Here is a 25711-nt window from a genome sequence, read left to right on the forward strand (position 1 = left end):
TTCCCTTGTCTTCTCGTCCGCCAGGGCGGATGCCCCCTCAATGGCCGAGTTGACTCGTTTGTTCCACAACCGAACTGAACTGGTGATGATCCCGATGTTGTGAAATTGAAAGATTAGCGGTTATAGGGGGAAACTGACCACCATGGCCACGATCCCCCCTCCCAATCCGACGCCCTTTCCCTGGGTAGACCTTGTCATCATATTGGCGCTTGTCGCGATCAATGGCGTCTTCGCCATGTCGGAGCTGGCCATCGTGTCCGCCCGCAAGCCGCGCCTTCAGGCGATGGAGAAGGCCGGGCGGTCGGGCGCGCGCTCTGCGCTGGCGCTGGCGGCCGATCCCGGCAAGTTCCTGTCCACAGTGCAGATCGGCATCACCCTGATCGGCATCATTTCGGGCGCTTATTCGGGCGCCAGTCTGGGCGGGCCGACGGGCGAGCGGCTGGCAATGCTGGGCCTGTCGCCCAACACCGCCGAAAATCTGGGCTTTGCGATCGTCATCGGCCTGACCACCTACGCCTCGCTGATCATCGGCGAACTGGTGCCCAAGCAGTTCGCCCTGCGCCAGCCCGAACTGATCGCGGTGCTGGTGGCGACGCCGATGCTCTGGCTGGCCAAGCTCACCGCGCCGGTGGTGTGGGTGCTGGATGCGTCGAGCAGCCTGATCTTCAAGGCGCTGGGCCTGACCCGCGAATCGGAAAATCATGTCACGGCCGAGGAACTGCACCTGATCGTCGCGGAAGCCAGCAAGTCGGGCGTGATCGAGGAAAGCGAACGCGCGATCATCTCCGGCGTGGTGCGGCTGGCCGACCGGCCGGTGCGCGAAGTAATGACCCAGCGCATGGATGTCGACTGGATCAACATTGCCGCTGATGAAGAGACGATTCGCGCCAAGCTGCTCGCCACGCCGCATACGCGCCTGCCGGTCGGGCGCGGATCGGTAGAGGATGTGATCGGCATCGTGCAGGCGCGCGACATCATGACCGCCCTGTTCCGGGGCGAGCCGCTGAACCTGGAATCGCTGATGCGCAAGGCGGAGGTAGTGCCCGATCAGGTCGACGCCATGGATGCGCTGGAAGTGCTGCGTCGTTCCGATGTGCCGATGGTGATGGTTCATGACGAATATGGCCATTTCGAAGGGATCGTGACCCCGGCCGACCTTCTGTCCGCCATCGCCGGCCATTTCGCGTCCGACCGCGACGCCTATGACGAGCCGGATGTGGTGGAGCGGGAAGATGGCAGCCTGATCGTGTCCGGCCAGATGCCGATCGACCAGTTGGCCGAACGGATCGACATCAACCTGTCCGACGACCGCGATTATGCGACCGTGGCGGGCCATGTGTTGTGGCTGCTCAGGCGCCTGCCCGAAGTGGGCGATTATGCCGAGGATCAGGGCTGGCGGTTCGAGATTGTTGATCTGGACGGGCGCAAGATCGACAAGCTGCTGATCAGCGCGCGCTGATGGCGGGGGCTCCGTCCGGAATTACCCCGGCCGGAAGGGCAGGATGCTTTCCAGCGTCGGCAAGGGCGGGGCGCCCGCTATGGTCGCGCCCTGACGCAGCAGAAAGACGTGGCGGACGATTTCCGCCTGTTGTTCGATCCCGTAGCGATCGAGCGTCCAGCCGGGCCTGATCGTATAGCTGTAGCGGCAAAAGGGGTGCCGGCGCAGGATCAGGTTCACGCCCTGTTGATATTGCCAGACATGCACCAGTTCATGAATCAGATGCCCCTGCCAGGAGCGATCGGCGCTGGCGAAACAATCGCAATAGGCGTCGCCGCGCGGGTGGAAATGGATGGCGCCGCGCGGCGCCATCGTAACGGTGCGGGGCTGGAAAAAGGCCCATTTGCGCCGGACGATCCGGACCGCGCCATAATCGATCGCGTCGCCGAACATGCCGCGCGCCATTGCAATTTCAGCGGCGGACAGCGGGCGCGCGGGGTCGGCGGCGGTCATGGATGGGCGTAGGGGGCGGATCAATGGGCGGCGTTGTCTGCGGGCTTGGGATCGGCCGCGCCTTCGGGCTTGCGGATCACCGCATCCACCAGCAGCCGGTCGCCATTGGCCATCAGGAACGTCATCTGCATCTTGCCCCGGCTGATCGCCGTATCGTTGACGCCGAAGATCATCAGATGCTTGCCGCCCGGCGCAAAGGCAACCTGACCCTTGGCCGGAATATCGACGCTGTCGATCGCCTGCATCGTGGTCATGCCGTCCTTGCTCACCGTTTCATGCATTTCGACCTTCAGCGCATAGTCGGTCATCACGCCGCGCAATTGCGTGCCCGCGTCGCCGCCATGGGCGACGAAATAGCCGGCAGACGGCGCATCCTTGTTGGGGGACAGCCGCACCCAGGCCTGATCGACATAGGATGGCGCAGGGTCGCCGCAGGCATTGAGCGCCAGCGGCGCGGCCAGCGCGAAAAGGATAAAGGGCGCACGCATCGGACACTCCATGACTGTCTCGTTTCCGGTCAGGTCATGACTAATCGCGCCCGATCCTTGTGCCAAGCGAAAGCGCGCCTATATCCCCCAGTGCAAACCGGCCTTGCCTTGGCGCTTTAGTGAGGTATTGGGCCGTCAACCGCTGAATATTTGGGGTTACAAGAGGAAGAGATGGCAAAAGTTATCGGGATCGATCTGGGCACCACCAACAGCTGCATTGCCGTGATGGACGGCGGCAAGCCCAAGGTCATCGAAAATGCGGAAGGGGCGCGCACCACCCCCTCGATCGTCGCCTTCGCCAAGGATGGCGAACGTCTGATCGGTCAGCCGGCCAAGCGCCAGGCAGTCACCAACCCGGACAACACGATTTTCGCGGTGAAGCGCCTGATCGGCCGCCGCTTCGACGATCCCATGACCCAGAAGGACATGGAACTCGTCCCCTATGACATTGCCAAGGGTCCGAATGGCGACGCCTGGGTCAAGGCCGGTGGCGAGCAGTATAGCCCGTCGCAGATCAGCGCCTTCATCCTTCAGAAGATGAAGGAAACCGCGGAATCCTATCTCGGCGAAACCGTGACGCAGGCGGTCATCACCGTTCCCGCCTACTTCAACGACGCCCAGCGTCAGGCGACCAAGGACGCCGGCCAGATTGCGGGCCTTGAAGTGCTGCGCATCATCAACGAGCCGACCGCGGCTGCGCTGGCCTATGGTCTCGACAAGCAGGACGGCAAGACCATCGCCGTCTATGACCTTGGCGGCGGCACTTTCGACATTTCGATCCTCGAAATCGGCGACGGCGTGTTCGAAGTGAAGTCGACCAATGGCGACACCTTCCTGGGCGGCGAAGATTTCGACGCCAAGCTGGTGGAATATCTGGCTGCCGACTTCAAGAAGGCGGAAAGCATTGACCTGACCAAGGACAAGCTGGCCCTCCAGCGTCTGAAGGAAGCCGCTGAAAAGGCGAAGATCGAGCTGTCCAGCGCGCAGACGACCGAAGTCAACCTGCCCTTCATCACCGCCGACCAAAATGGTCCCAAGCATCTGGTGAAGACCATCACCCGCGCCGATCTGGAACGCCTGGTGGCGGACCTCATCAAGCGCACGATGGAACCGTGCAAGAAAGCGATGGCGGACGCAGGCGTTTCGGCCAGCGAGATCAGCGAAGTCGTTCTGGTCGGCGGCATGACCCGCATGCCCAAGGTGCGCGAAGCCGTGAAGGAATTTTTCGGCAAGGAACCGCATACCGGCGTGAACCCGGACGAAGTCGTCGCCATGGGCGCCGCCATTCAGGCGGGCGTGCTGCAGGGCGACGTCAAGGATGTGCTGCTGCTCGACGTGACCCCGCTGTCGCTGGGCATCGAAACGCTGGGCGGCGTGTTCACCCGCATGATCGATCGCAACACCACCATCCCCGCCAAGAAGTCGCAGGTCTATTCGACCGCCGACGACAATCAGCAGGCGGTGACGATCCGCGTGTTCCAGGGCGAGCGTGAAATGGCGGCGGACAACAAGATCCTCGGCCAGTTCGACCTGCTCGGCATCCCGCCCGCACCGCGCGGCGTGCCGCAGATCGAAGTCACGTTCGACATCGACGCCAACGGTCTGGTCAATGTGTCCGCCAAGGACAAGGGCACCGGCAAGGAACAGCAGATCCGCATCCAGGCGTCGGGCGGCCTTTCGGACTCCGACATCGACCAGATGGTCAAGGATGCCGAACGCTTTGCCGAAGACGACAAGAAGCGTCGCGAAGCGGCCGAAGCCAAGAACAACGCCGAAAGCCTGGTCCACACGACCGAAGCGCAGCTGGCCGAACATGGCGACAAGGTCGACGCATCGCTGAAGGGCGAAATCGAAGCCGCGATCGCCGAAACCAAGACCGCGATCGAGGGCGGCGACGCCGAAGCGATGAAGGCCAAGGCGCAGGAACTCGCCACGGTCGCCATGAAGCTGGGCCAGGCCATTTACGAGAAGGAGCAGGCCAATGCGGCGGCTCCGGGCGCCGACGCGCCCAAGGCGGACGACGATGTCGTCGACGCCGAATTCTCCGAAGTGGACGACAACAAGGCGTAAGCTATGCCCATCGCCCGTCATTGCGCTACAGGTGCCAGTGACGGGCGAAGCGGGCGGGGGCCTCTATGACTACCGAAGTTGATTATTACGAGCTGCTCGAAGTCGAGCGCACCGCAGATGGCGCAGCGCTCAAGAGCGCCTATCGCAAGCTGGCGATGAAATATCACCCGGACCGGACCGGGGGCTGCACCGACAGCGAGGCCAAGTTCAAGGCCGTGTCCGAAGCCTATGAATGCCTGAAGGATCCGCAAAAGCGCGCGGCCTATGATCGCTATGGTCATGCGGCTTATACCAATGCCCAGTCGGGCGGCGGTGGCGGCGGCGGTTTCCGTGGCGGCGGCGCGGGCGGCTTTTCCGACCTTGGCGATATTTTCGAGACGATTTTCGGCCAGTCCGGCTTTGGCGGACAGGGCGGCGGGCGTCAGCAGCAGCGCCGCGGCGCGGACCTGCGCTACGACATGGAAATCACGCTCGACGAAGCCTATCATGGCAAGAAGACCGAGATTGCGATCGACGTATCGGCTGCCTGCGATGCGTGCGACGGATCTGGCGCGCAGCCCGGCACCGGGGTCAAGACCTGCGGCACCTGCGCCGGCCATGGTCAGGTCCGCGCGCAGCAGGGCTTCTTCGTGGTCGAACGCACCTGTCCATCCTGCCATGGCGCAGGGCAGGTGATCGAAAGCCCCTGCCGCTCCTGCCGTGGCGAAGGGCGCGTCGACAAGCCCAAGACCTTGTCGGTCACGATCCCCGCTGGCGTCGATGAGGGCACCCGCATCCGCCTGACCGGAGAAGGCGAAGCTGGCGCGCGTGGCGCACCGGCGGGCGATCTCTACATCTTCCTGCATGTGAAGCGGCACGCGATTTTCGAGCGCGATGGCACGACCTTGTTCTGTCGTGCGCCGGTCAGCTTCACGACGGCGGCGCTGGGCGGCGTGATCGAAGTGCCGGGCCTCGACGGCTCACGGCATGAGATCAAGATCCCGACCGGCATCCAGTCGGGCAAGCAGATCCGCCAGCGCGGCGCGGGCATGCCCGTGCTGAACGGTCGCGGACAGGGCGATCTGGTCATCCAGGTCGATGTCGAAACGCCGACCAAGCTGACGGCCAAGCAGAAGGAATTGCTCGAAGCCTTCCGCGAGACGGAAACCGGCGAGGAATGCCCGCAATCGACCGGCTTCTTCGCCAAGCTCAAGGAATTGTGGGGAGATTGATCCTCCCCCCTTAGCCTAACCTCCGTTCGGTTCGAGCTTGTCGAGAACTGTTCTCGATACGCCTTCTCGGCTTCGCTCGAAGCCTGTCCTGAGCGCCTGCCTTGCAGGCAGTCGAAGGGGCTACTCGAACCGAACGGGTGATTTACTGGACGTTCCGCCCCTGCCGCGCCCACCAGTAGAAGGGCAGGCCCGCCAGCATTAGCAGGATGCTCGATCCGCTGGCCACGACACCCGCGCCCCATAGCGTCCAGAGCGCATAGCCCAGCCCGATGACCGCTGCGGGCACCACCAGCCGGAACCGCAGGCTCGCCAGCGCGCAGCCGACATAAAGCCACAGCGTCGCCGACGTCGCCAGCAGCGCCATGGCGGTGAACAGCGCCACCAGACCCTGCAAACTGTTCGCCACCAGCATCAGGCTGGCTAGCATTGTCGACAGGATCAGCCCGCGCACCGGCGTCCCCTTGGCGTCCGTCGCAGCCAGCCAGCGCGGCAGTTCGCCGGCCCGCGCCATCGCCAGCGGCACCTCCCCCTGCAACAGCGTCCAGCCATTGAGCGCGCCAAGGCAGCTGATCACCACGAAGATCGCGATGAAGCTGGCGGGGCCGGGCGACCAATAATGGCTGACGAACGCGGCAAAGGGCGATCCGGTCTGCGTCTCCGCCGCCGGCAGGGTCAGCGCGATGCCGGAACAGACAAGCAGATAGATAAGGCCGGTCGCCGCCGTGCCAATCAGCGTGGCGCGCGGGATGGTGCGCGCCGGATCGCGCACTTTGTCCGCCGCGACGCTGGCCGATTCAAAGCCCAGCAGCGCCCATAGCGTCAGCGCGGCCGATGCGGTGATGCCAGCGCCCGTCAGCCCCTGCGCGGGGAAGGGGGCGACCTGCGCCTCGCCACTGCCCAGCACAATCACCAGCAGCACCAGCACGACCGCGATCGGGATCAGCTTGATGATCGTCGTGCCGATCTGCGTCATGCCAGCCGCCCGCGCGCCGATCAGGTTGATGCCCGTCATCGCCCAGAGAAAGGCGATGGAGCAGACCGCCCCCACGCCCGGCTTCGCCAGCGCAGGCAGCACGCTGCTCAGGTTCGCGGTCGCGGCGACGGCGATGGTGACATTGGTGATGATGATCGACAGCCAGTAAATCCACCCGATCGCAAAGCCGGCGAGCGGCCCATAGGCCCGCGCGATCATCTGCGATGCATTGGCGTCCGGCATGGCCACGGTCAGCCGCGCAATGACGAAGGCCAGCACCAGCGACCCGGCGATGGTGAACACCCATCCCGCCACCGCATCCCAGCCGAACGGGGCGAGCGACGCGGGGAGCAGGAACACGCCCGACCCGATCATATTGCCCATCACCAGCGCGATGCAGGCGGCCAGACCCAGGGTGCGGGAAGAGGAGCCGGCCCCGGCCCCGTTGGGATTGTCATTCATACCGGAATGCTACCGGCGCAGGCGGCGGATTGCTAGGGGAGCCGCCAACCTATTCCTCTCCCGCTTACGGGAGGGGAAACGGCCTTTTCCCACGCCAACTTCCATTTCCTGCAATCGCGTTCGATTTCATTGCATTTGCGAAAAGCGCCGCCAAAGCCCAGATAGGCTGCGATGCTGCAACGCAGCAAATAACCCCAATCGAGGCTGTACAATGTTTTCCCTGCTGTCGCTCTATTTCGCCTATCGCCGTGATGTCGTGTCTGCCGAACGGTACATCGCCGCGCTGAACAAGACCAAGACGCCGGTCGCGGACGACGTCACCCCGATCCCGATCGAAGAAGCGCTGCCGCTGGCCGCCTGATCATTGCAAAAAGGGCGGCTGTCCTTTTGGAAGCCGCCCCTTGCATGACTATCGTTCCAGTCGGCCCGATCAGGCCGCCAGGAACATATCCGGGTCCAGCGCCATCAGCGCATCGGCGCCGCCTTCGATCTTGCGGCGCAGCGATCCGGCATCGGGCATGACCCGTTCGGCGAAGAAACGCGCCGTCACCAGCTTGGCTTCCAGATATTTGGCGTCGCCTTCCCCCGCCGCGATCAGCGCGGTGGCGGCCTTGGCCATGCGCAGCCACATCAGGCCCGTCGCAACGATGCCCAGGATGTGCATATAGTGATGCGCGCCGGCCCCGGCATGTTCGGGGTTCTTCATGGCGTTCTGCATCAGCCACATGGTCGCCGCGCCCAGCTGGCCGCTGGCCTTTTCCAGCGCTTCGGCGATCGGCGCCAGCGTCTCGTCCGCCTTGGCGGTGGCGACTTCCTCCGCCACCATTTTCAGGAAGGACTGGAGCGCCCGGCCGCCATTCATCGGCAGCTTGCGGCCGACAAGGTCCATCGCCTGCACGCCATTGGTGCCTTCGTAAATCTGGGCGATGCGCGCGTCGCGGACATATTGCTCCACGCCATTTTCCCAAATATATCCGTGGCCGCCAAATACCTGCTGGCAGGCCACCGCCACATCGAAGCCGCGATCGGTGCCATAGCCCTTGACCACCGGGGTCAGCAGCTGGAGCAGATCGTCGGCTGCCTGACGCTCTTCCTCGGTCGCGGCATGATGCGACAGGTCGACCTGCAACGCCGTCCACAGGATCAGCGCGCGCAGCCCTTCGGTCATCGCCTTGGCTTCCATCAGCATCCGGCGCACATCGGGATGGACGAACAGCGTGTCGGCCTTCTCGTTCGGCTCCTTCGGCCCGGTCAGCGCACGGCCCTGACGGCGATCCTTCGCATAGTGGACGGCGTTCTGGAACGCGATCTCCGCCTGACCCAGCCCTTGCAGGCCCACGCCCAGCCGCGCCGCGTTCATCATGATGAACATCGCGGCCAGACCCTTATTCTCCTCACCCACGATCCAGCCGGTCGCACCGTCATAATTCATGACGCAGGTGGCATTGCCATGGATGCCCATCTTATGTTCGATCGACCCGCAGGACACGGCGTTACGGTCGCCCGGCACGCCATCGTCGCCCACGAAGAATTTGGGCACCACGAACAGCGAAATACCCTTGCTGCCTTCGGGCGCATCGGGCGTCTTGGCCAGAACCAGGTGGATGATATTGTCGGCCAGATCATGCTCGCCCGCCGAAATGAAAATCTTCGTGCCGGTGATGCTGAAGCTGCCGTCGGCCTGCGGCACGGCCTTGGTCTTGATGAGGCCCAGATCGGTGCCGCAATGCGGCTCGGTCAGGTTCATCGTGCCGGTCCATTCGCCCGACACCATCTTGGGGATATAGCGCTGTTGCAGTTCGGCGCTGCCCTTAGCGATCAGCGCGGCGACCGCACCGGCAGTCAGGCCATGATACATTTCAAACGCCTGATTGGCCGACAGCACATATTCGTCCACCGCCGTCGCCAGCACGCTGGGCAGGCCCTGTCCGCCAAATTCCGCCGGGCCGTGGATGGTGGTCCAACCGCCCGCGACGAACTGGTCGAATGCTGCCTTGAAGCCGGTCGGCGTCGTTACGCTGCCATCGGGGTGCCGGGTGCAGCCTTCCTTGTCGCCCACAGCGTTCAGCGGGAACAGTATTTCGGCCGCCATCTTGCCGCCTTCGGTCAGGATCGCTTCGACCAGATCGGGCGTGGCGTTTTCGAAACCGGGCAGGTTGGCATACCGGTCCAGCCCGACGATATGGTCCAGCACGAAGCGGGTGTCACGGACGGGGGCGGCATAGCTGGGCATGATCTTCTCCTGATTATTCTTTAAATGCCCCGGTTGGGGGAGGGGGATTATTGTTGTTCGATGGCGGCAACGAAGCTGGCCAGTTCGGCAATGGCAGCGTCGATGTCATCCTTCTGGCGGGTCAGCAGGTCGATCCGCGCCTTGCACTTGTCCACGGTGACGCGACGCTGCTCTTCATGCGCCTCGTCCGCGTCATAAAGGTCGATCATCTCGCGAATCTCGGTCAGGCTGAAACCCACCCGCTTGCCGCGCAATATCCACGCCAGACGGGCACGGTCGCGGCGCGAATAGATGCGGGCCAGACCCTGCCGTTCGGGCGAGATCAACCCTTCATCTTCATAGAAACGCAGCGCGCGTGCAGTGACGCCGAACTCCTCGGACAGGTCGGTGATCGTGTAGCTCTGCCGTTCGCTATGGTCGGGCAATTCGATGCCGGCGATGCTGCTGCGCGTGTTCATATGACCGATGTAATCCCGCTTTACGTTTACGTCAAGGTTAGTATGTGGCGGGCCCAGTTCCGCCACAGACTCCTTTTGCCTTAGCCGCGGGCGGGGGCCAAGCCGCTACGGCAGGGTCGATATACGCTGCGGCCCATTATGGCGCGGCCTGCCGTATCGGGCTTTGAAACGAACGGAGATTGGCGTTTTGGGCCGAGAGCGACTATGGGCGGCGCATGATCCGTCTTTCTGGCCTGAAACTGCCCCTCGATCATCCGGCCGAGGCGATGCCCGTCGCCATTTGCGATCGCCTTGGCCTTGGGCCGCAGGACTATCGCGGCCACAATATTGTGCGGCGGGGCAATGACGCCCGGCGCAAATCCGCGATCCAGCTGGTCTACACGGTCGATGTCGACGTGGCCGATGACGCTGCCGTGCTCGCGCATTTCGCCGCCGACCATGATGTCCGCCCGACGCCCGACACCACATATAAGTTCGTCGCCCACGTTCCCGATGGCTGGCGTGGCAAGCGGCCGGTGGTGATCGGGGCGGGGCCATGCGGCCTGTTCGCTGGCCTCATCCTCGCGCAAATGGGCTTCAAGCCGATCATCCTGGATCGCGGCAAGGTGGTGCGCGAACGGACCAAGGACACATGGGGCCTGTGGCGCCGGGGCGAACTCAATCCCGATTCCAACGTCCAGTTTGGCGAGGGTGGGGCGGGCACCTTCTCCGACGGCAAGCTCTATTGCCGGGTCAAGGATCCGCGCTTTCTGGGCCGCAAGGTGCTGGAGGAGTTCGTCGCCGCCGGCGCGCCCGACGATATTCTCTGGGAAGCGCATCCGCACATCGGCACCTTCCGCCTCGTTTCCATGGTCGAATCGATGCGCAGGCAGATCGAATCGTTGGGCGGCGAATATCGCTGGCAGCATCGCGTCGATGATCTGGTGCTGGAACGGCAGGGGGATGGTACGCAGCAGTTGCGCGGCATCGTGTTGCAGGATGGCAGCGTGATCGAAAGCGATCATATCGTCCTGGCCGTGGGCCACAGCGCCCGCCCGACATTCGAGATGCTGCATCGTCAGGGCGTCCATATGGAGGCCAAGCCCTTTTCGATCGGCGTGCGGATCGAGCATCCGCAAAGCTGGGTCGATCGCGCCCGCTATGGCAATTGCGCGGGCCACCCGGATCTTGGCGCGGCCGCATACAGCCTGGCTCATCATTGCGGCAATGGCCGCACCGTCTACAGCTTCTGCATGTGCCCCGGCGGTCGCGTGGTCGCCGCCACATCGGAGGAAGGGCGCGTCGTCACCAATGGCATGAGCCAGTATAGCCGCGCCGAATTCAATGCCAACTCCGGGCTGGTCGTCGGCATTGATCCCGCGCGTGACTATCCGGGCGGGCCGCTTGCCGGCATTGATTTCCAGCGCCATTGGGAAAGCCTGGCCTATGTGGCGGGCGGCTCCTCCTACCATGCGCCGGGGCAGACGGTGGGCGATTTCCTCGCCGGGCGCCCCTCGACTGCGCTGGGGTCCGTCACGCCCTCCTACAAGCCGGGCGTCACCCCCACCGACCTGTCCCAATGCCTGCCCGGCTTCGTGATCGAGGCGTTTCGCGAAGCGCTGCCGGTCTTTGGCCGCCAGCTTGCCCATTATGACCATCCCGATGCGGTGATGACCGGCGTGGAAACCCGCACCTCCTCACCGCTGCGCATCACGCGCGGCAAGGATTTTCAGAGCCTCAACGTCGCGGGTCTCTATCCGGCGGGCGAGGGGGCGGGCTATGCCGGCGGCATCCTGTCCGCCGCGATCGACGGCATCAAGGTGGCGGAGGCGGTTGCCCTCGCCATGGCGTGAGGCGGCGGGGTCAGGCGATGAAGATGTCGCCGGCCGTCAGATGCGGCAAATTGGTCAGCACCGCCACCAGCGTCTGGCCGGCGCCGCCCACGCCGTCGCTGTCATAATAGAGGCTGCCGCTGGCTTCGTCATAGATGAAGCGTTGGTCCGCGGTCGCTGCCGCCGTTCCCGCAACGAAGGCGCTGGCGGGAATGGCGTGATTGGCAGGCAGGGCGGATAAACCGGGGAAGTCATCGGGCACGAAAACCAGTGCGTCGCTGCCCGGCGCGAAATCGGTGATGATGTCGCGCTCCGCCGCGCTGCCCAGCGTCTGGAACCAGAACAGGTCCACGCCTGCGCCGCCGGTCAGTGTGTCCGCGCCAGCGCCACCGATCAGTATGTCCATGCCCGCGCCGCCGTTGATGACGTCGCTGCCGCCCAGACCCTGCAACCGATTATCGCCGACATTGCCCACCAGCATATTGTCGTCGTCGGTCCCCGTGCCGGCAATGTCGGCGGTTCCGGTCAGATAGAGGCGCTCGACATTTTCGGACAGGCCCATGCTGACGCTGGCGAACAGCGTATCCTGCCCTTCGCCGAAATTCTCGTAGATCAGCGTGCTATAGTCGCTGTTGTCGATATAATAGCTGTCATTGCCTTCGCCGCCATAAAGTTCGTTCCTGCCGCCCATGCCATAGAGGCGATCGTCACCCGCGCCGCCCAGCAACATGTCGTTGCCCGTTCCACCGATCAGCATGTCGTTGCCGGCAGCGCCGTCCAGATAGCTGCCGCCCGCTATCGCGCCCAGCCGGTCATTGCCCGCCGTCCCGGTCAGGCTCAGGCTTTCAAAGCCGGAAAAGCTGCTGCCCAGAAGCTGCAACATGCCGTCCGCCGTTGGCGTCAGCGTGACCGAAGCCAGCGCCGACAGGTCTAGTACGAGAATATCCTGCCCGACGCCGCCATTGAGCGTCAGGATCGCGCCGCGCGCCAGCGCATCGCCATCCACATCGATGATGTCGTCACCATCGCTCAGCGTCACGATCAGCCGTTCGATCGACGTCAGGGCGACGCCATTATAGAAGCTCAGATTGCCGTCAAATCCGCCCGCGCCATTGGATGTGAGTTCGCTTTCAAAATAGCGCACGGTGCCGCTCATGGTGATCCGGGCCGTGTCGATCCCGCTGCCGCCGTCAATTTCCACGGAATGCGGCCGGCGCAGGATGAACTGGTCCGCACCGGCCCCGGCGCGAATGTCCGCGCCATAGACGTCGGTCAGGGTGATGCTGTCCGCGCCCGATCCCAGGCTGGCGTCGATATGCTCGATATTGAACGCCGTGGCCATACCCGCGATCTCGGCGTCGCCGGTCTTGCCATTGACGGTCAGCGTCGCTGCGGCCTTGGTGCCGCCCAGGCGGATGAACCAGCTGTCATAGCCAGCGCCGCCATTGATCGTGTCGCGCCCGCCGCTGGTGATGATCGTGTCATTGCCTGCCCCGGCATTGACCCGGCTGGCCCCGCTGCTCAGCAGCACCCGGTCATCGCCTGCGCCGGTGGTGATGCGGTGATTGCCATTGCCCAGCGTCAGGTCGAAATGTTCGAAGGCGGTGAAGCGGCCGCCAAAGCTGCTGGTCGCTATACCGGCCGCATCAACGGCAAAGGTCACGCTGCCGACCGGCGCAAGTTCCAGTATCAGCCAATCCTGTCCGCCCCCGGCATCGACAGCCATGGCAATGCCGGCCACGGCGACATCTGCGCGGAACCAGAAATAGTCGTTGTCGACACCCAGCCTGACGTCCAGCGCCTCGATCCGGGAAAAGGCGACATTATCGTTCGACACGCCCGACCGGATCGTACCGATCAGTCCATCTGCGTTCAGGCGCACGATGGAGGCTTGCTGATGGGAGTAGGCTCGAAAAACACTATAATCGACGATCAGTCGATCCGAACCATTGCCGCCATTGACGCTATCCTGACCGGAAAGGGGATGAAAGACGTCGTCGCCGCTGGTGCCGGTCAGGCGATCATTGCCCGTCGTGCCCGTAATCGTCGCCATTCGCCCCGCCCATAAACATAAACCCCGCCAACGGGTTATGCCGCTTTGCAAGGACGATCAAGCGCAACTGCGCCGAGATTTCATACTATCGATGGGAAAGTTTTGGATGCCCGACAAGGATTATAAATCGGTGCGACATACCGTGCCATTGTTTGCCATGTAATGCGGCAAATACTGGCTTATTTGAGCCATTTCTGAGCGCTATTGCGACATGGTTTGTCATCCCCTAACATCGGTTGCCACGAAGAAATGTGGGATCAGATGGTGCGGGAAAAGGATGGCTTCCAATGGGTAAATTGACTGACAAGAAAGTCCGCAACGCCAAGCCGGGGATCTACGGCGATGGCGCTGGCCTGTACCTGCGCGTCAAGCCCAGCGGCACGAAATCGTTTGTCCTTCGCGTCCAGCATATGGGCCGAAGACAGGATGTTGGTTTAGGCGGATACCCCGCCGACCTCACTCTGAGTGAGGCGCGGGACAAGGCGCATCACCTCCGCAAACTGGCGCGACAGGGGAAGGACGCCATCGCCGAGCGGGATCGCGAAAAGATCGTGATCCCGACCTTCAAGGAAGCGGTGAGCCTTGCCTACGCGGAGCTATCGAAAGGCTGGAGCGAGAAGCACGCAGACGCCTTCATGGCATCGCTGACGGAGCACTCTGTCCCCAAAATTGGGGGCAGGCGGGTCGACCAGATTTCTACCAGCGATGTCATCGCCGTCTTGTCACCGATCTGGACGGAAAAGCCGGCCATTGCCCAAAAGGTGCGTGTTCGGATCATGCAGGTTTTGAGCTTCTCCCGGTCGAAAGGCTGGCGAGCGGCGCCGCTGCCCGATGCCCGCGAATTGCGCGACGGCCTAGCGCGCCAGCCCAAGGGCAAGAATTTCGCAGCCGTTCCCTTCAAGGATGTGCCGGCGTTCTTCGCGGACCAGCTTGGCAGGGAAGACACGTCCGGTCGCCTGGCTCTGCTCTTCACGATCGCGACGGCGGCCCGCAGCGGTGAGGTTCGTTCGGCACGGTGGGAGCATATCGACCTGGAGGGCAAGGTGTGGAACCGCCCGGCCGAACTGATGAAGGCGGGCGTCAAACATACTGTCACCCTGAACGACGCGGCCTTAACCCTTCTGGAGCGGGCTAAGGCGCTCCACGGTGGCGAGGGTTTGATCTTCCCCGGCACCAGAGGCCAGCCGCTATCTGACATGACGCTTTCAAAGGTTATGCGGACGGCGAAGCGTGACGAAACGGTCCACGGCTTCCGCTCCAGCTTCCGGGATTGGGCGGCCGAGAGGATGCCGACCATCCCCGCAATGGTGGCGGAAATGGCGCTTGCCCATAGCGTCGGCTCGAAAACTGAACAGGCTTATTTGCGGTCGGATCTGCGCGATATGCGCCGGGCGCTAATGGACGCTTGGGGGAATTTCGTAGCGCAATCGCTTTCAGGCGCGCGGTCGAACGTCATCGAACTGGCAAGGGCATAAGCATGCAAAGCCCAGCGTCCCTATGCAAGATCGGGGCCAGCATCATTCATGCGAAAGATTGCTGCCAAAAGAAATATATGAAATGTCGCACGCATGATTATTGCGCTATAGGGCGCTCTCGCGTATCAATCGTGTGTCCGCTGAAATCAAGGAGTGTCCAAAGGTGGCGATTGAGCAGAAAGTTAAGCCGAAGACGATGCCCTTGGCATACAGGCCCGGCGCCGCTGCGGTTGCGCTCGGGGTAACCTCCCGAACGGTCTATCGGATGATTGATCGCGGTCATCTGAGGACGACGAAAATCGGCGGGGTCAGGCTGATACCGGCTGAGGATATTCAAGCGATCATTGCGGGCGCCGCATGAGCCATGGGCCATATGAAAAACGCCCCCGTCCGTAAGGACGAAGGCGCTCTCTGTTCTTCTGACGGGTCGAACGGGAGCGTACATAGCACGGCTCCCGCCGCGCGCCAAGCGGAGGCAATATGACCTCTGCAACCCTTGAGGCCGAAATGGCATCAGCCACTTCCCGCGTGCGCCAAGAGCATATTGACCGCATGATCGCGCTGGGTGTTCCCGGCGCTGCCATTGCCGAGTTGGGTGCAATTCAGCCGGTGTTCGGCATTTCCCCTGCGCAGCCTGAGCGCTCACATTACTACCAGCCCAGCGATGGCCCGGCGCATGTCGTGACGCCTGTGATGGACATGGGCGACATGATCGATCTCATCGCCTGGCGCTCCACAAATCCCGCGCGCTGGTTCTGGCGTACCGGCCTTGGCTGGGCGCTTGGCACCGACTGGCTTCTGCCGCGCTGGGACGATGGCCCCGTTCGCCTGTTCGCCACGCCGCTGGAATGGCTGGCGAATGCTGGGCGAGGCATGTGCGTCCTCGATTGGAACGCGCCAGAGGTCCGCGAGATAGCGGCGCTGGAAACGATCGAAGCTGACCAGATGGTCGGGCGTCGGTTGCTTGCCGTCCTGTCTAAGCCTGTCCGCCTGCCACGCATCGTCTATCGCAAGGAGGCCGGCCGTGCAGCCGCGTAACGATGCAGCGAACCGAGACGCAAACGATGATTTCGTGCAGTTCGGCCCGGAGCCGATCCGCGCTGCAATAGCTGGAGCTCGACCGCCTCGCCGCAAGCCTGACGAACCATCAGAGGATGACGTGGCTATGGCCTTCACGAAGGTCCATGGCGACACACTGCGCTATGACCATGATGCGGGCACGTGGTTCGAATGGTCCGGGCAGCGCTGGCAGAAAGATGGCTGTCATCGCGCCTTTACCTATGCGCGCACAATGGCGCGGAAAATCGGAGGCGCTGGCAAGGCGTCGTTCGCAGGAGGCGTTGAGAAGTTCGCCCGCGCTGATCCGGCGCATGCGGTTACATCAGAAATATGGGACAGTGATCCCCTCCTGTTGGGCACGCCTGGCGGTACGGTGGATTTGCGGGATGGCGAGTATGCTGCATCCCGTCCGGGCGATCACATCACCAAATTGACCGGCGTTGCGCCGGAGCATGGCTCACCTGTTCGCTGGCTCCAGTTTCTGGACGAGGCAACCGCAGGTGACCGTGATCTGGTGCGCTTTCTTCAGCAGATGGCGGGCTATTGCCTCACTGGACTGACCGATGAGCATGCCCTGTTCTTCATCTATGGACCGGGCGGCAACGGCAAATCCGTATTCCTCAACATGCTGAACCATGTGCTGGGCGACTACGCCACGACGGCGGGCATGGACACCTTTACGGCCAGCAAGAGCGATCGACACCCGACTGATCTGGCGATGTTGAAAGGGGCGAGGCTGGTATCTGCCAGTAAGACAGAGGAGGGAAGGGCTTGGGCTGAGGCGCGGATTAAGCAGCTCACCGGCGGCGACAAGATCAGTGCGCGGTTTATGCGGCAGGACTTCTTCGAGTTCATTCCAGCATTCAAGCTGGTGATCGTCGGCAACCACGCCCCGGTGCTGGCGAACGTCGATGAGGCAGCGCGGCGGCGGTTCAACATCGTGCCGTTTACGCACAAGCCCGCTCGGCCCGATCCGATGCTGGAGCAGAAGCTGAAAGAGGAAGCTCCGCAAATCCTCGCCTGGGCAATCGCGGGGTGTCTCGACTGGCAGCGCAATCGCCTCGTTCGGCCTGAGATCGTCACGGCAGCAACGCAGGACTATTTTGATGATCAGGATTTGTTTGGTCAGTGGATAGCTGATCGGTGCGACCGCGCTTCCGGCAAATGGGAAGCCCCAACCACGCTCTATAACGATTGGGCCGGATATGCCCGCGCGGCTGGTGACGAGCCAGGCACGCAAACGGCCATGAGTAGCAAGCTCAAAAGGGCAGGTTTCCAGCGCGGTAAGGTCGCCGGCATCCGATGCTATCGCGGACTGGCGCTCAAGACGAAGGCGCGCGCACATGACTGAGGGACAGGTTGGACAGGTTTGGACACCTTTTCCTGATGATCGTTCATGCGCGCGCACGCACGTGTGGGGAGATAGGTTTAACCTGTCCCGACCTGTCCAACCTGTCCGTTTGTTGGAAAAGGACGGGGAATTTTGCCTCCCCCTCGCAAAGACCCGCCCGAATATCTTTTCTGGCCATGGGTTAGATTGCTCCAACCGCATCCATTCATGGTTGCCAAACGTCAACAAATCCGCTAATGTACTGATGGCCCGAAACCGCAGTACCCCATTCAGTTCCCACACTGAGGTTTCGTGATGCCCCGTCCAAGCCCCAAACACGCCACCCCTAAGCCTGAGGCGCGCACCCGTGTAGGCAACGGTAGCGTCGTGCTTCAGGGCGTAGACGCCCGCTCCATCACGTTCCGCCGCTATCGCGAGATTCTTGCCAGCCTGGTCGTGGACATGGGCGGCGATCCGACTGAGGCGCAGACGCAGATTGCCCGGCGCGCTGCATCGCTCTCCATCTGGTGTGAAGACCAAGATACGGCAGCGGCCAATGGCACGCCGATCGACATCGGGGCGTACACCACCGCCAGTAACTCCCTGCGCCGCTTGCTGGAGTCGCTGGGGCTGGAGCGCAAGGCAAAGAATGTGACCCCTACGCTAGCCCAGTACGCGGCCCGCAAGGCGGCTGAGAAGGGGCAGGCAGCATGATCACCTTCGCAGAGGCGTGCCGCGACCCTGAGCTGTTCGGGGACTGGTTCAAGGGCGATAGCTGGGCTGTCTGGCGCATCATCGACAAGGCGCTGTTCGGGGAGCCTCTGGACGCGGACGAACTGGCGATCTTCACCGAGATCACCGGCCGCACTGAGGCACCTACCGAGCCGTCAACGGAAGCGTGGCTGGTGTGCGGGCGACGTTCGGGTAAGGATGTGAAGGCATCGGCCCTGATCGCTTGGCTGGCAACATTCGGCGCGGAGCAGTTGGGTTTTCTCGATCGGCTGGTGAAGGGCGAGACGGGCGTAGCGCAGTTGATTGCCGTCGATCGCAGGCAGGCCAAGGTCTGTCTCAATTACCTGCGCGCCTATTTTGAGCAGCCCCTGCTTGCCCAGATGGTCGCGAAGTCCACGGCTGAGGGGCTGGAGCTTACCAACGGCCTCGCCATCGAGATTACCACGAATGACCTGCGCTCCAGCCGAGGACGCACCGTTGTATGTGCTTGTTTTGATGAGGTAAGTTTCTGGTCTAGCGAGAATACCGCGAACCCGGATCAGGACGTTTACAACGCCGTGAAGCCTGCCATGGCGACCATCCCCGGCGCGATGCTGATCGGCATATCCAGCCCTTACGCCCGGCGCGGCCTGCTCTGGAACAAGCACAAGAAGCACTACGGCAAGCCCGGCAATGTGCTGGTGGTGCAGGCTCCCACATGGCGGATGAACCCTACCGTGCCGCGCGACGGCGACTTCCTGACCGAGCAGTTCAAGGACGACCCGGCATCGGCGGCGGCCGAATATGGCGCTGAGTTCCGCAAGGACGTGGAAGCATTCGTGTCGATCGAGGTTGTGGAAGCGTGCGTTGAACCCGGCATCTATGAGCGCGCGCCCATAACCGGCGTCAGCTATGCGGCCTTTGTCGATCCATCCGGCGGCTCGCAGGACAGCATGACGCTGGCGATCAGCCATCAGGAGGGCGATCAGACTGACGGCCTGACCGTCATCGATGCCGTCCGCGAGGTGAAGCCGCCGTTCAGTCCTGAGGGTGTCGTGGCCGAGTTTTGCGACTTGCTCAGGCTCTATGGCATCACCCGCGTAACAGGCGATCGTTACGCAGGCGAATGGCCTCGCGAGCAGTTCCGCAAGCATGGCGTCGCCTATGACATTTCCGAACGGTCGCGATCGGACCTGTACCGCGAAATGCTGCCGATCCTGAACAGCGGCCGCGCTGTCCTGCTCGATGACGACAAGACAGTGAACCAGATTGTCGGGCTGGAACGCCGTGTCGCGCGCGGTGGCCGTGACAGCATCGATCACGCGCCCGGTTCGCATGATGACCGAGCCAATGCCGTTGCCGGCGCGCTTGTCTGCACAGCGACCCCGAAGTTCGTCCCGTGGATTTTGGTGCGGGACATGCCGTCGTCATCCCAAAATCCGAGATCCACCCCCAGGAGTTACATCCCATGAGCAATATCTTGCAGCAATTCATCACCTCCCGCGCCGAAAGGCAAAAGGAGGTCGTCACGAACACCGAACAGCCCGTGACGCGGGCCGAGTTCAACACGCTGGTGCTGGCTGTTCATGGCCTGATCGAGGACATGGATGCCGCCATGTCGCCGGAGAAGCTCGCGGCGGCGATGAATGCCGCGTTCAGCGAGGCGACAAAGGGCCGCACGCCCCTCGCCAATGCCCGACGCGGCACGGCGTCGCGCACGTTCCTCGCTCCCGCCGGCGAACCCGATGGTGATAACGTGGGCAACATCATGCCGCCCGTAACGGGCAAGCCCTCCGCGTTGCGCGTCAACGGCGGCAACGGGGGGCGCACCTTCCTCGCACCGAAAGGAGACTGATCCATGTATCAGCAATTCATTCCGCAGGGGCCAACCCCCACGCCGCCCGCCACGATCATCGACCGCACCGCCATCTTTGACCCTGCCGAGTTCTGGCCCAATGCCATGGACTGCCCGGACTGGCCGCATCTGACCGGAAATCTGCGCTATGACGGTCCCCGCGGCAAGGTCGGGGCCGAAGGCCGGTTGCAGAATATCGGCGCCTATCTCAATCGCGGCCGGGAACTGCGCAAGCCGAGCGAAGAGGAGCGGGCGCAAGAGGTTGCACGCCTGTTCCGTCGTAGCGGCGGGCATTGGTATGCGCTGGGGATCACCAATCTCAGCCCGGCCGGCGTGCTTGCCGAGACGGAGGCCTGTCTGATCGTGGAAGCCTGCCACCTTCGTGGCTATCTGCGCAAGCTGGAGGCGCAAGCGGTTCAGGCTGAGGAAGCGAAGGCGCGGCGCAAGCTGGCCGATGCGCGCCACACGCTGGCCCAATATCGCGCCACGGTGCCGGCCGAGGTTGAAGAGATCAAGGCGCTGTCTGAGGCGGTTGCGCGGCATAAGCAGCGGCTGGAGGATGAACGCGCTGTCGCCCGCTCGCAGATGCTTCGCGATCATGTGGCGACGATGCTCAGCGCCGCCGTGTCCGCCGCGCACACGCTGGGCGAAGAGGCGCCGGCGCACCCGGCTTTCGACTGAGGGGCGGGCATGAAGCAGTTCAATCTCTCGCCCGCCGAATGGACGCAGATCGTGCCGCCTGACGGGGGCAAGGACGTGGATATTCGTCCGCTGGTGGGGGCGTGCCTCACCAGCCTCCATGTCCCCAACGAGCGGGGCGCGGCGACGCTCTCGATGCCGCCTGTCTCGGTGCAGGATTGGGTGTGGACCGGCCGCGAGGTCACTGCCGGCATCGCGGTCTATGCCAAGGGCGTCGGCGGTCCTGCCGTTGTCGCTGTCGGCGCTCTGGCCAGGTAGGAGCGCAGGCGTGGGGTTCCTCAAGAAGATCGTCGGGCTGGTTGCAATTGCGGCGCTGACCTATTTCACCTTCGGCGCTGGCGGCCTCGTTGCTTCCGGCGCTCTTGGGTCAGGGTTTCTTGGCGTGGCGATCGGGTCGGTTATTGTCGCGGTCGGCACCTACATCGTGCAGGCGATCTTGATGGCCACATCCCGCGCCCCGAAGATGGATGCGGGCAAGACGACGGTGAAGATCAGCGATCCCCCGCGCTGGCTTCATTGCGGCCGCGCCCGGTCAGGTGGCGGCGTCGTCTTTGGCGAGTTCGATGGCGATGGCCGGTTCTGGTACATCGTCATCCATAGCGATGAAATCCTGCACGCGCCCTACACCTATTTCCTTGACGACGAGCCGGTAACGGTCGGGGTGGATCGTTATGTCGTGCAGAAGGAATTTCGCCTCAAGACCAACAAGGACAAAGACCCGGCTGACTATGATGGTCAGGGCAAGGGCTATGTTCGCATCTGGACGACCACCTATAGCGAGACGGACCCGACGCCGCCCCGCATTGCAGCACTTGATGCCGCATTCCCTTCGCTCTGGACATCGGACCATAAGCTGGTCGGCACGACCTTTTCCGTCATCTGCATCGACGCCCTCAAGCTCGAACATCGCCAGAAGATATACCGCTGGCGCGGCCCGTTTGGTCTGGGGGAACCGGCCGTCAGCGTCATCGGAAATTGGGCAAATGCATTCGACCCGCGCGACCCGACGCAGGTCATGGGTAATCGCACGACCTACAAGCCCACGCGCAACGCCGCCTTGGTCTGGGCATGGTTTCGCACCCATCCCTTCGGACGCGGGAAGTTGGAGAGCAGCATTAACTGGGAGAGGATCGCGGAACAGGCCGACCTATGCGACGAGGAGATTGTCGGCATTGAGGGAACCCAAAAGCGGTATGAGGCCAGCGCTGCGATCGTGGACAGCAAGCGCCGCGTGGATGCGGAAAAGGAGCTGCTGCTGGCCTGCGACGGCTACATCATTTTTGATGAAACCGGGCTGTCATGGGTGCGTGTCGGGCACTGGTACAACCCCACACTCTCTTTCTCCCGCAACAGGGACATCATGGCCATGTCCAGCGTCGAAGCGCAGGACGGCGAAAGCGAGACGCAGGGCGTCATCGTCAAATATATGGAGCCGGATGCAAACTATACCGCGCAGCCATCCGCAGCATGGATCAACCCGCTCTATTATGACCCGCTGACGACGCCAAAATTCCTGACCGTCGAGATTCTGGCATGCCAGAACCACAATCAGGCCATGCGGCTGGCGAAAGGGATCGGCATGCGGTCGCAGCCGCGCCACAAGATCACGCCAACCGTCAATCTGCGCGGCCTGCAAGCGCGCCATGAGCGGATTATCAACCTCAATTACGACAATGTGTTCGCAGGCGATTATGAGATCGCCACGCCGGTCGAAATGGATGGCTCAGGTATTTTGACGGGGTTTGGAGCGGTTCCCATCACACCAGCGCGTTGGACGCTGCTTCCCGGCGAGGAACAGCCGAAGCCAGTTGTCGATGGCTCCAGCGGGACGGTGTCCTATCCCGCGATTGCTGGCGAGAACGTCTATTATGGGGATTCGACCATCAAGATCGATTTCCCGACGCTGGCCCGCGAGGATGCGGCCTATGTCGCTGAATATATCCCTACCAGCGCCATCACGGGCAGCGAAACGGACCCTTGGACGCCGATGGCCATCAACGAAGTGACGGCGGTCAGCGCGACCGTTCCGAGCGGCGTGAGCTACACGGTGCGCTATCGCTACGTCGTTGGCTCCGGGGCCGGTTCCGCGTGGGAATATAGCGTCATTTCCCCTGAGACGCCGATGCCTTCGCCAGAGGGATTGACGGCGGTCGGCGGGGCAGGGGAGGCGGTCATCACCTGGCAGAACCCGCAAGACCTTCGGTTCAGGTCGTCCGACACATGGCGCGGCGCTACACCCGACTATGGCAGCGCGACCAAGATCGTGCCCAACTATGCAGGCGGAGTCGGACAGGTGCAGTCTATCACGGACACGGTGGCGGCGGGCACTTGGTATTATTGGAATGTCGCGACGGACGGGGCGATGATCGAATCCAATCCCGCCGGGCCTGTCAGCGCGACCGTGACCTGAGCAGTTAGCGCGGCGGGGTCGGGAACCCCCGTTGCGTAGGAGCCGGGAGGGATGTCCTCGCCCTCCCGGCTCTGACCCTGAGCAGTAGCTTGGGAAGTTGACGACGGGGCATCGGAATCATAATCCGCGTGTCGGTAGTGCAGCGGTTTTGTAAACCGGTGTGGATGCGATCAGGGTTGGCCTCGTGCCAAAACCGGCAATACAAATTGTAGGCCGGTCAAAAGCCCAATCCAGATAGCCACTGCAACAAGCCAAAGAACCCAGTATATGCGGTGCCGCCACGCTTCTGAAACTTCGTACCTTTCGAGGGCAGGCAGAGTGAGAAGCATCACTTTAGACCGGCAATAATTCGCAGTTACGGCCATGAGCGTCCAACTGAAACCATGCCTGGCTTTTAGGCGGTCTTCGATGATCCAGACGGCGCTAATGAAGATAACCATCTCCATTACCCGAAATAGAAACTCGTTCAAATCGACGTTTAGCTGCTCATAGTCACGACGCCATGCACGATATTCCTTCGTTGGTACATCCGGCCGCCACATAGTATTTCCCTGATTGAATCTAATCTGCCACGGATAACTTCTCTCTAAATTTTATTTTGCCATAAGATCGGCATAGGCGCTCACCGCCGCGGCACCCGCCCCGACTATCGCAGACAGGGTGACACTGATTGCGCCAACGCGCTGCCATAACGACAGAGCCACTGACTTTCTGACTTCGATGGGCTTGCCGTTCCAGTAGAGGTTGCCGTCGTCATCGACGCCAAGAAGGTCGAGCCGATTGATCCCGATTGACCACACAGTATCCGGCCATGCCTTTTCAAAATCGTAGCGTTCACGCTGCTGACGGACGCCTGGTGCGATTGAGGCGAGAGCTTCTGCGGATAACTCTGGTGTGTCACTCACGTCTGTTGCGCCGTCATGCCCAAGCGCATGAGCTGGCGGACAGCTTCCGGCCGGCTAGGCTGATCGTCCTGGGCGTCGATCCATGAATCAAGGGCGGTGAGATCGGAAGGTTGGAGGCGGACGTTGATGGACGTGCCTTTTCCGGTCGGCGCTGGGCCTTTTCGCTTCTGTGGTGCCAAAGTAGCTTGACCGGCCTTTTCTTTCATGGCACCACAATAGCGAGCCAGCAGGAAGGCTGCAACCTTCCTACCAGCTCTCACCGCAAACCCTGTACGAGAGGGATTGAAGCTATGTGCGACCTACATGGTCCGGCGCACGTTGTCATGCGCCCTGTTTTCCTACCGAATGTCGATTTCCTCAAATCTGAGGAGATCCCCGCATGATCGGCTATCGCCACAACTACGCCGCGCTGCGTTTCGTGCCGCCCCCTCCGGTTGCTCGCCCGATCCTGTCGCTGCGCTTCACCCCCAAGCCTGTCGAGCGTCGTCGTCCTGCGCCTATCGGGGATACAGCGCCGGCATATGACCTCTTGCCCCGCATCGACCGTCTGGGCTGGCTGTATGGCCTGTCCGACGCCACGATCGGCCGCCGGGCGCTGAACGACCCGAACGCGATCTATGATCTTCGTGGTGGACGGCAATTCCGCGCTGTTACGCGGGCGCGCCTTGTCGCTTTCCTCGATTTGCTGGAAAGGGAGGGCTGATCATGCTTGAGCTGAAGATCAAGGCCGGCCGCCGGCATATCCCCATATTCGAGCTTCCCGCCGCGCTGGGGCGCAGGCAGGCTTATCAGGAGATCGGCGACCAGGTGGACGCCCTCATTGCCTTCCTTGACGATCTGGGCGGCGACCCGGACCTTGAGGAAGACGATGACGCGGGTGGTAACATTTTGGATGAGCGGCACGACGCCCTGACCTGGCCGGAATGGCACACTCTTCCGCCGCAACAGCGGGGCGCGGGCAACTATGCCGGCAAGTTGCTGGATCACGCCGACCATGGCCACCAGCACGAGGACGACGAAGAGGACGATCCTGCCGAAGAGGACGACCCCAGCGGTCAGTGTGATGAGGACGGCATCAATACTGCTTTCAGCAACGCTGATTGGGAGGCCGAATCAGGGGCGGGATGCCCGATCAGTGATCCGGGTGGCGGCAATGTCGAGGACGAGGGGCAGATGTGGTTCGTGGTCGCGGACTCAGCCCCGATAGGGCTACCTGCGTCTCGCATGGCGGCGAACGACAGCTAACGCAGATGGTGCGCCCGCGTGGGAACCATTCGGGCGATACCTCAAATAAATGAGGACTTACAGTATGTTAGGTGGAAGTTTTGGATGCCCGACAAGGACTCGAACCTTGATTGACGGAGTCAGAGTCCGCTCTCTTACCATTAGAGGATCGGGCATCGATCCAACGCGTGATGCGCTTGGGACGCCGCAGATAGGCGGCTAAATCCCTGCCGTCAAGCGTCTTTGAAACTCTTTGCCGCACTTTTTGAACGGGGCAAAAAGAAAGCCCGCCGACACGCGAAGGGCGCATCGGGCGGGCCTAATGTCATCGCC

At 62.5% G+C, this 25711-nt stretch carries 25 protein-coding genes and 1 tRNA gene; 17 read left to right on the forward strand and 9 right to left on the reverse strand.

Annotated elements, in window-relative coordinates; genetic code table 11:
- Positions 1 to 142: 142 nt before the first annotated feature.
- Positions 143 to 1459 carry a hemolysin family protein gene (locus ACFOKF_RS05910; protein WP_380793957.1) on the forward strand — a complete coding sequence of 439 codons (1317 nt, stop codon included), beginning with the start codon at positions 143 to 145 and terminating at the stop codon, positions 1457 to 1459.
- Positions 1460 to 1480: 21 nt separating this feature from the next.
- On the opposite strand, the gene ACFOKF_RS05915 is transcribed toward ACFOKF_RS05910, so the two are convergent.
- Both ACFOKF_RS05915 and ACFOKF_RS05920 read right to left on the reverse strand, forming a co-directional pair.
- A complete protein-coding gene (locus tag ACFOKF_RS05915; RefSeq protein WP_380793959.1) occupies positions 1481 to 1951 on the reverse strand; it encodes a vgr related protein in 471 nt (156 codons plus the stop codon).
- Between the two features lie 20 nt (positions 1952 to 1971).
- Complete coding sequence (locus ACFOKF_RS05920) at positions 1972 to 2439, reverse strand: copper chaperone PCu(A)C (RefSeq protein ID WP_380793961.1); 468 nt, start codon at positions 2437 to 2439, stop codon at positions 1972 to 1974.
- A gap of 171 nt (positions 2440 to 2610) precedes the next feature.
- Here ACFOKF_RS05920 and dnaK point away from each other — a divergent pair, with 171 nt between their 5' ends.
- Both dnaK and dnaJ read left to right on the forward strand, forming a co-directional pair.
- Entirely contained in the window at positions 2611 to 4509 is a 1899-nt protein-coding gene (gene dnaK / locus ACFOKF_RS05925; protein WP_298394576.1) for a molecular chaperone DnaK, read from the forward strand.
- Between the two features lie 65 nt (positions 4510 to 4574).
- A complete protein-coding gene (dnaJ, locus tag ACFOKF_RS05930; RefSeq protein ID WP_380793963.1) occupies positions 4575 to 5720 on the forward strand; it encodes a molecular chaperone DnaJ in 1146 nt (381 codons plus the stop codon).
- 142 nt (positions 5721 to 5862) lie between these two features.
- Here the strand turns inward: dnaJ and ACFOKF_RS05935 are convergent, their stop codons facing one another.
- Positions 5863 to 7155, reverse strand: a complete 1293-nt coding sequence (locus ACFOKF_RS05935) for an amino acid permease (protein ID WP_380793965.1) — start codon at positions 7153 to 7155, stop codon at positions 5863 to 5865.
- Positions 7156 to 7366: 211 nt separating this feature from the next.
- On the opposite strand from ACFOKF_RS05935, the gene ACFOKF_RS05940 reads away from it, so the two are divergent.
- On the forward strand, positions 7367 to 7516 hold the full coding sequence (locus ACFOKF_RS05940) for a hypothetical protein (RefSeq protein WP_380793967.1): 150 nt from the start codon (positions 7367 to 7369) through the stop codon (positions 7514 to 7516).
- Positions 7517 to 7585: 69 nt separating this feature from the next.
- Here the strand turns inward: ACFOKF_RS05940 and ACFOKF_RS05945 are convergent, their stop codons facing one another.
- The gene (locus tag ACFOKF_RS05945) at positions 7586 to 9388 is read right to left on the reverse strand and encodes an acyl-CoA dehydrogenase C-terminal domain-containing protein (protein ID WP_380793969.1); all 1803 of its coding nucleotides are present in this window, start codon (positions 9386 to 9388) and stop codon (positions 7586 to 7588) included.
- Between the two features lie 47 nt (positions 9389 to 9435).
- Positions 9436 to 9846, reverse strand: coding sequence for a MerR family transcriptional regulator (locus ACFOKF_RS05950; protein WP_311269140.1), 411 nt, complete (start codon positions 9844 to 9846; stop codon positions 9436 to 9438).
- A gap of 215 nt (positions 9847 to 10061) precedes the next feature.
- Between ACFOKF_RS05950 and ACFOKF_RS05955 the strand changes: the two genes are divergently transcribed.
- Positions 10062 to 11678 (forward strand): NAD(P)/FAD-dependent oxidoreductase, encoded by a 1617-nt coding sequence (locus ACFOKF_RS05955; RefSeq protein WP_380793971.1) that lies wholly within the window; start codon positions 10062 to 10064, stop codon positions 11676 to 11678.
- Positions 11679 to 11688: 10 nt separating this feature from the next.
- Here ACFOKF_RS05955 and ACFOKF_RS05960 read toward each other — a convergent pair whose 3' ends face one another.
- The gene (locus ACFOKF_RS05960; RefSeq protein WP_380793973.1) at positions 11689 to 13710 is read right to left on the reverse strand and encodes a calcium-binding protein; all 2022 of its coding nucleotides are present in this window, start codon (positions 13708 to 13710) and stop codon (positions 11689 to 11691) included.
- Between the two features lie 251 nt (positions 13711 to 13961).
- On the opposite strand from ACFOKF_RS05960, the gene ACFOKF_RS05965 reads away from it, so the two are divergent.
- The 10 genes from ACFOKF_RS05965 (at position 13962) to ACFOKF_RS06010 (ending at position 23249) form a co-directional block, all read left to right on the forward strand.
- Positions 13962 to 15185: a tyrosine-type recombinase/integrase gene (locus ACFOKF_RS05965; protein ID WP_380793975.1), complete on the forward strand. Its 1224-nt coding sequence runs from the start codon at positions 13962 to 13964 to the stop codon at positions 15183 to 15185.
- Positions 15186 to 15348: 163 nt separating this feature from the next.
- Positions 15349 to 15546 (forward strand): helix-turn-helix domain-containing protein, encoded by a 198-nt coding sequence (locus tag ACFOKF_RS05970; protein WP_380793977.1) that lies wholly within the window; start codon positions 15349 to 15351, stop codon positions 15544 to 15546.
- Positions 15547 to 15665: 119 nt separating this feature from the next.
- A complete protein-coding gene (locus ACFOKF_RS05975) occupies positions 15666 to 16223 on the forward strand; it encodes a hypothetical protein (RefSeq protein ID WP_380793979.1) in 558 nt (185 codons plus the stop codon).
- A 34-nt stretch (positions 16224 to 16257) separates the two neighbouring features.
- The gene (locus tag ACFOKF_RS05980; RefSeq protein ID WP_380797675.1) at positions 16258 to 17595 is read left to right on the forward strand and encodes a phage/plasmid primase, P4 family; all 1338 of its coding nucleotides are present in this window, start codon (positions 16258 to 16260) and stop codon (positions 17593 to 17595) included.
- A gap of 366 nt (positions 17596 to 17961) precedes the next feature.
- A complete protein-coding gene (locus ACFOKF_RS05985) occupies positions 17962 to 18288 on the forward strand; it encodes a hypothetical protein (RefSeq protein ID WP_380793981.1) in 327 nt (108 codons plus the stop codon).
- Positions 18285 to 19757 carry a hypothetical protein gene (locus ACFOKF_RS05990; protein WP_380793983.1) on the forward strand — a complete coding sequence of 491 codons (1473 nt, stop codon included), beginning with the start codon at positions 18285 to 18287 and terminating at the stop codon, positions 19755 to 19757. Before ACFOKF_RS05985 ends, ACFOKF_RS05990 begins: the two co-directional genes overlap by 4 nt.
- Positions 19754 to 20140, forward strand: coding sequence for a hypothetical protein (locus ACFOKF_RS05995; RefSeq protein WP_380793985.1), 387 nt, complete (start codon positions 19754 to 19756; stop codon positions 20138 to 20140). The genes ACFOKF_RS05990 and ACFOKF_RS05995 overlap by 4 nt, the downstream gene beginning before the upstream one ends.
- Positions 20141 to 20143: 3 nt before the next feature.
- Positions 20144 to 20821 carry a hypothetical protein gene (locus ACFOKF_RS06000; RefSeq protein WP_380793987.1) on the forward strand — a complete coding sequence of 226 codons (678 nt, stop codon included), beginning with the start codon at positions 20144 to 20146 and terminating at the stop codon, positions 20819 to 20821.
- 9 nt (positions 20822 to 20830) lie between these two features.
- A complete protein-coding gene (locus ACFOKF_RS06005; protein WP_380793989.1) occupies positions 20831 to 21097 on the forward strand; it encodes a hypothetical protein in 267 nt (88 codons plus the stop codon).
- Between the two features lie 10 nt (positions 21098 to 21107).
- Positions 21108 to 23249 (forward strand): hypothetical protein, encoded by a 2142-nt coding sequence (locus tag ACFOKF_RS06010; protein ID WP_380793991.1) that lies wholly within the window; start codon positions 21108 to 21110, stop codon positions 23247 to 23249.
- 170 nt (positions 23250 to 23419) lie between these two features.
- On the opposite strand, the gene ACFOKF_RS06015 is transcribed toward ACFOKF_RS06010, so the two are convergent.
- Positions 23420 to 23791: a hypothetical protein gene (locus ACFOKF_RS06015; protein ID WP_380793992.1), complete on the reverse strand. Its 372-nt coding sequence runs from the start codon at positions 23789 to 23791 to the stop codon at positions 23420 to 23422.
- Between the two features lie 51 nt (positions 23792 to 23842).
- Positions 23843 to 24154: a hypothetical protein gene (locus ACFOKF_RS06020; RefSeq protein WP_380793994.1), complete on the reverse strand. Its 312-nt coding sequence runs from the start codon at positions 24152 to 24154 to the stop codon at positions 23843 to 23845.
- A 379-nt stretch (positions 24155 to 24533) separates the two neighbouring features.
- On the opposite strand from ACFOKF_RS06020, the gene ACFOKF_RS06025 reads away from it, so the two are divergent.
- Positions 24534 to 24857: a hypothetical protein gene (locus ACFOKF_RS06025; protein WP_380793996.1), complete on the forward strand. Its 324-nt coding sequence runs from the start codon at positions 24534 to 24536 to the stop codon at positions 24855 to 24857.
- A gap of 2 nt (positions 24858 to 24859) precedes the next feature.
- A complete protein-coding gene (locus tag ACFOKF_RS06030) occupies positions 24860 to 25399 on the forward strand; it encodes a hypothetical protein (RefSeq protein WP_380793998.1) in 540 nt (179 codons plus the stop codon).
- 81 nt (positions 25400 to 25480) lie between these two features.
- Here the strand turns inward: ACFOKF_RS06030 and ACFOKF_RS06035 are convergent.
- Positions 25481 to 25554: transfer RNA gene (locus ACFOKF_RS06035), tRNA-Gln, on the reverse strand.
- Between the last annotated feature and the right edge of the window lie 157 nt (positions 25555 to 25711).

It is taken from the genome of Sphingobium rhizovicinum (assembly GCF_042647625.1).
GTDB lineage: Bacteria > Pseudomonadota > Alphaproteobacteria > Sphingomonadales > Sphingomonadaceae > Sphingobium > Sphingobium rhizovicinum.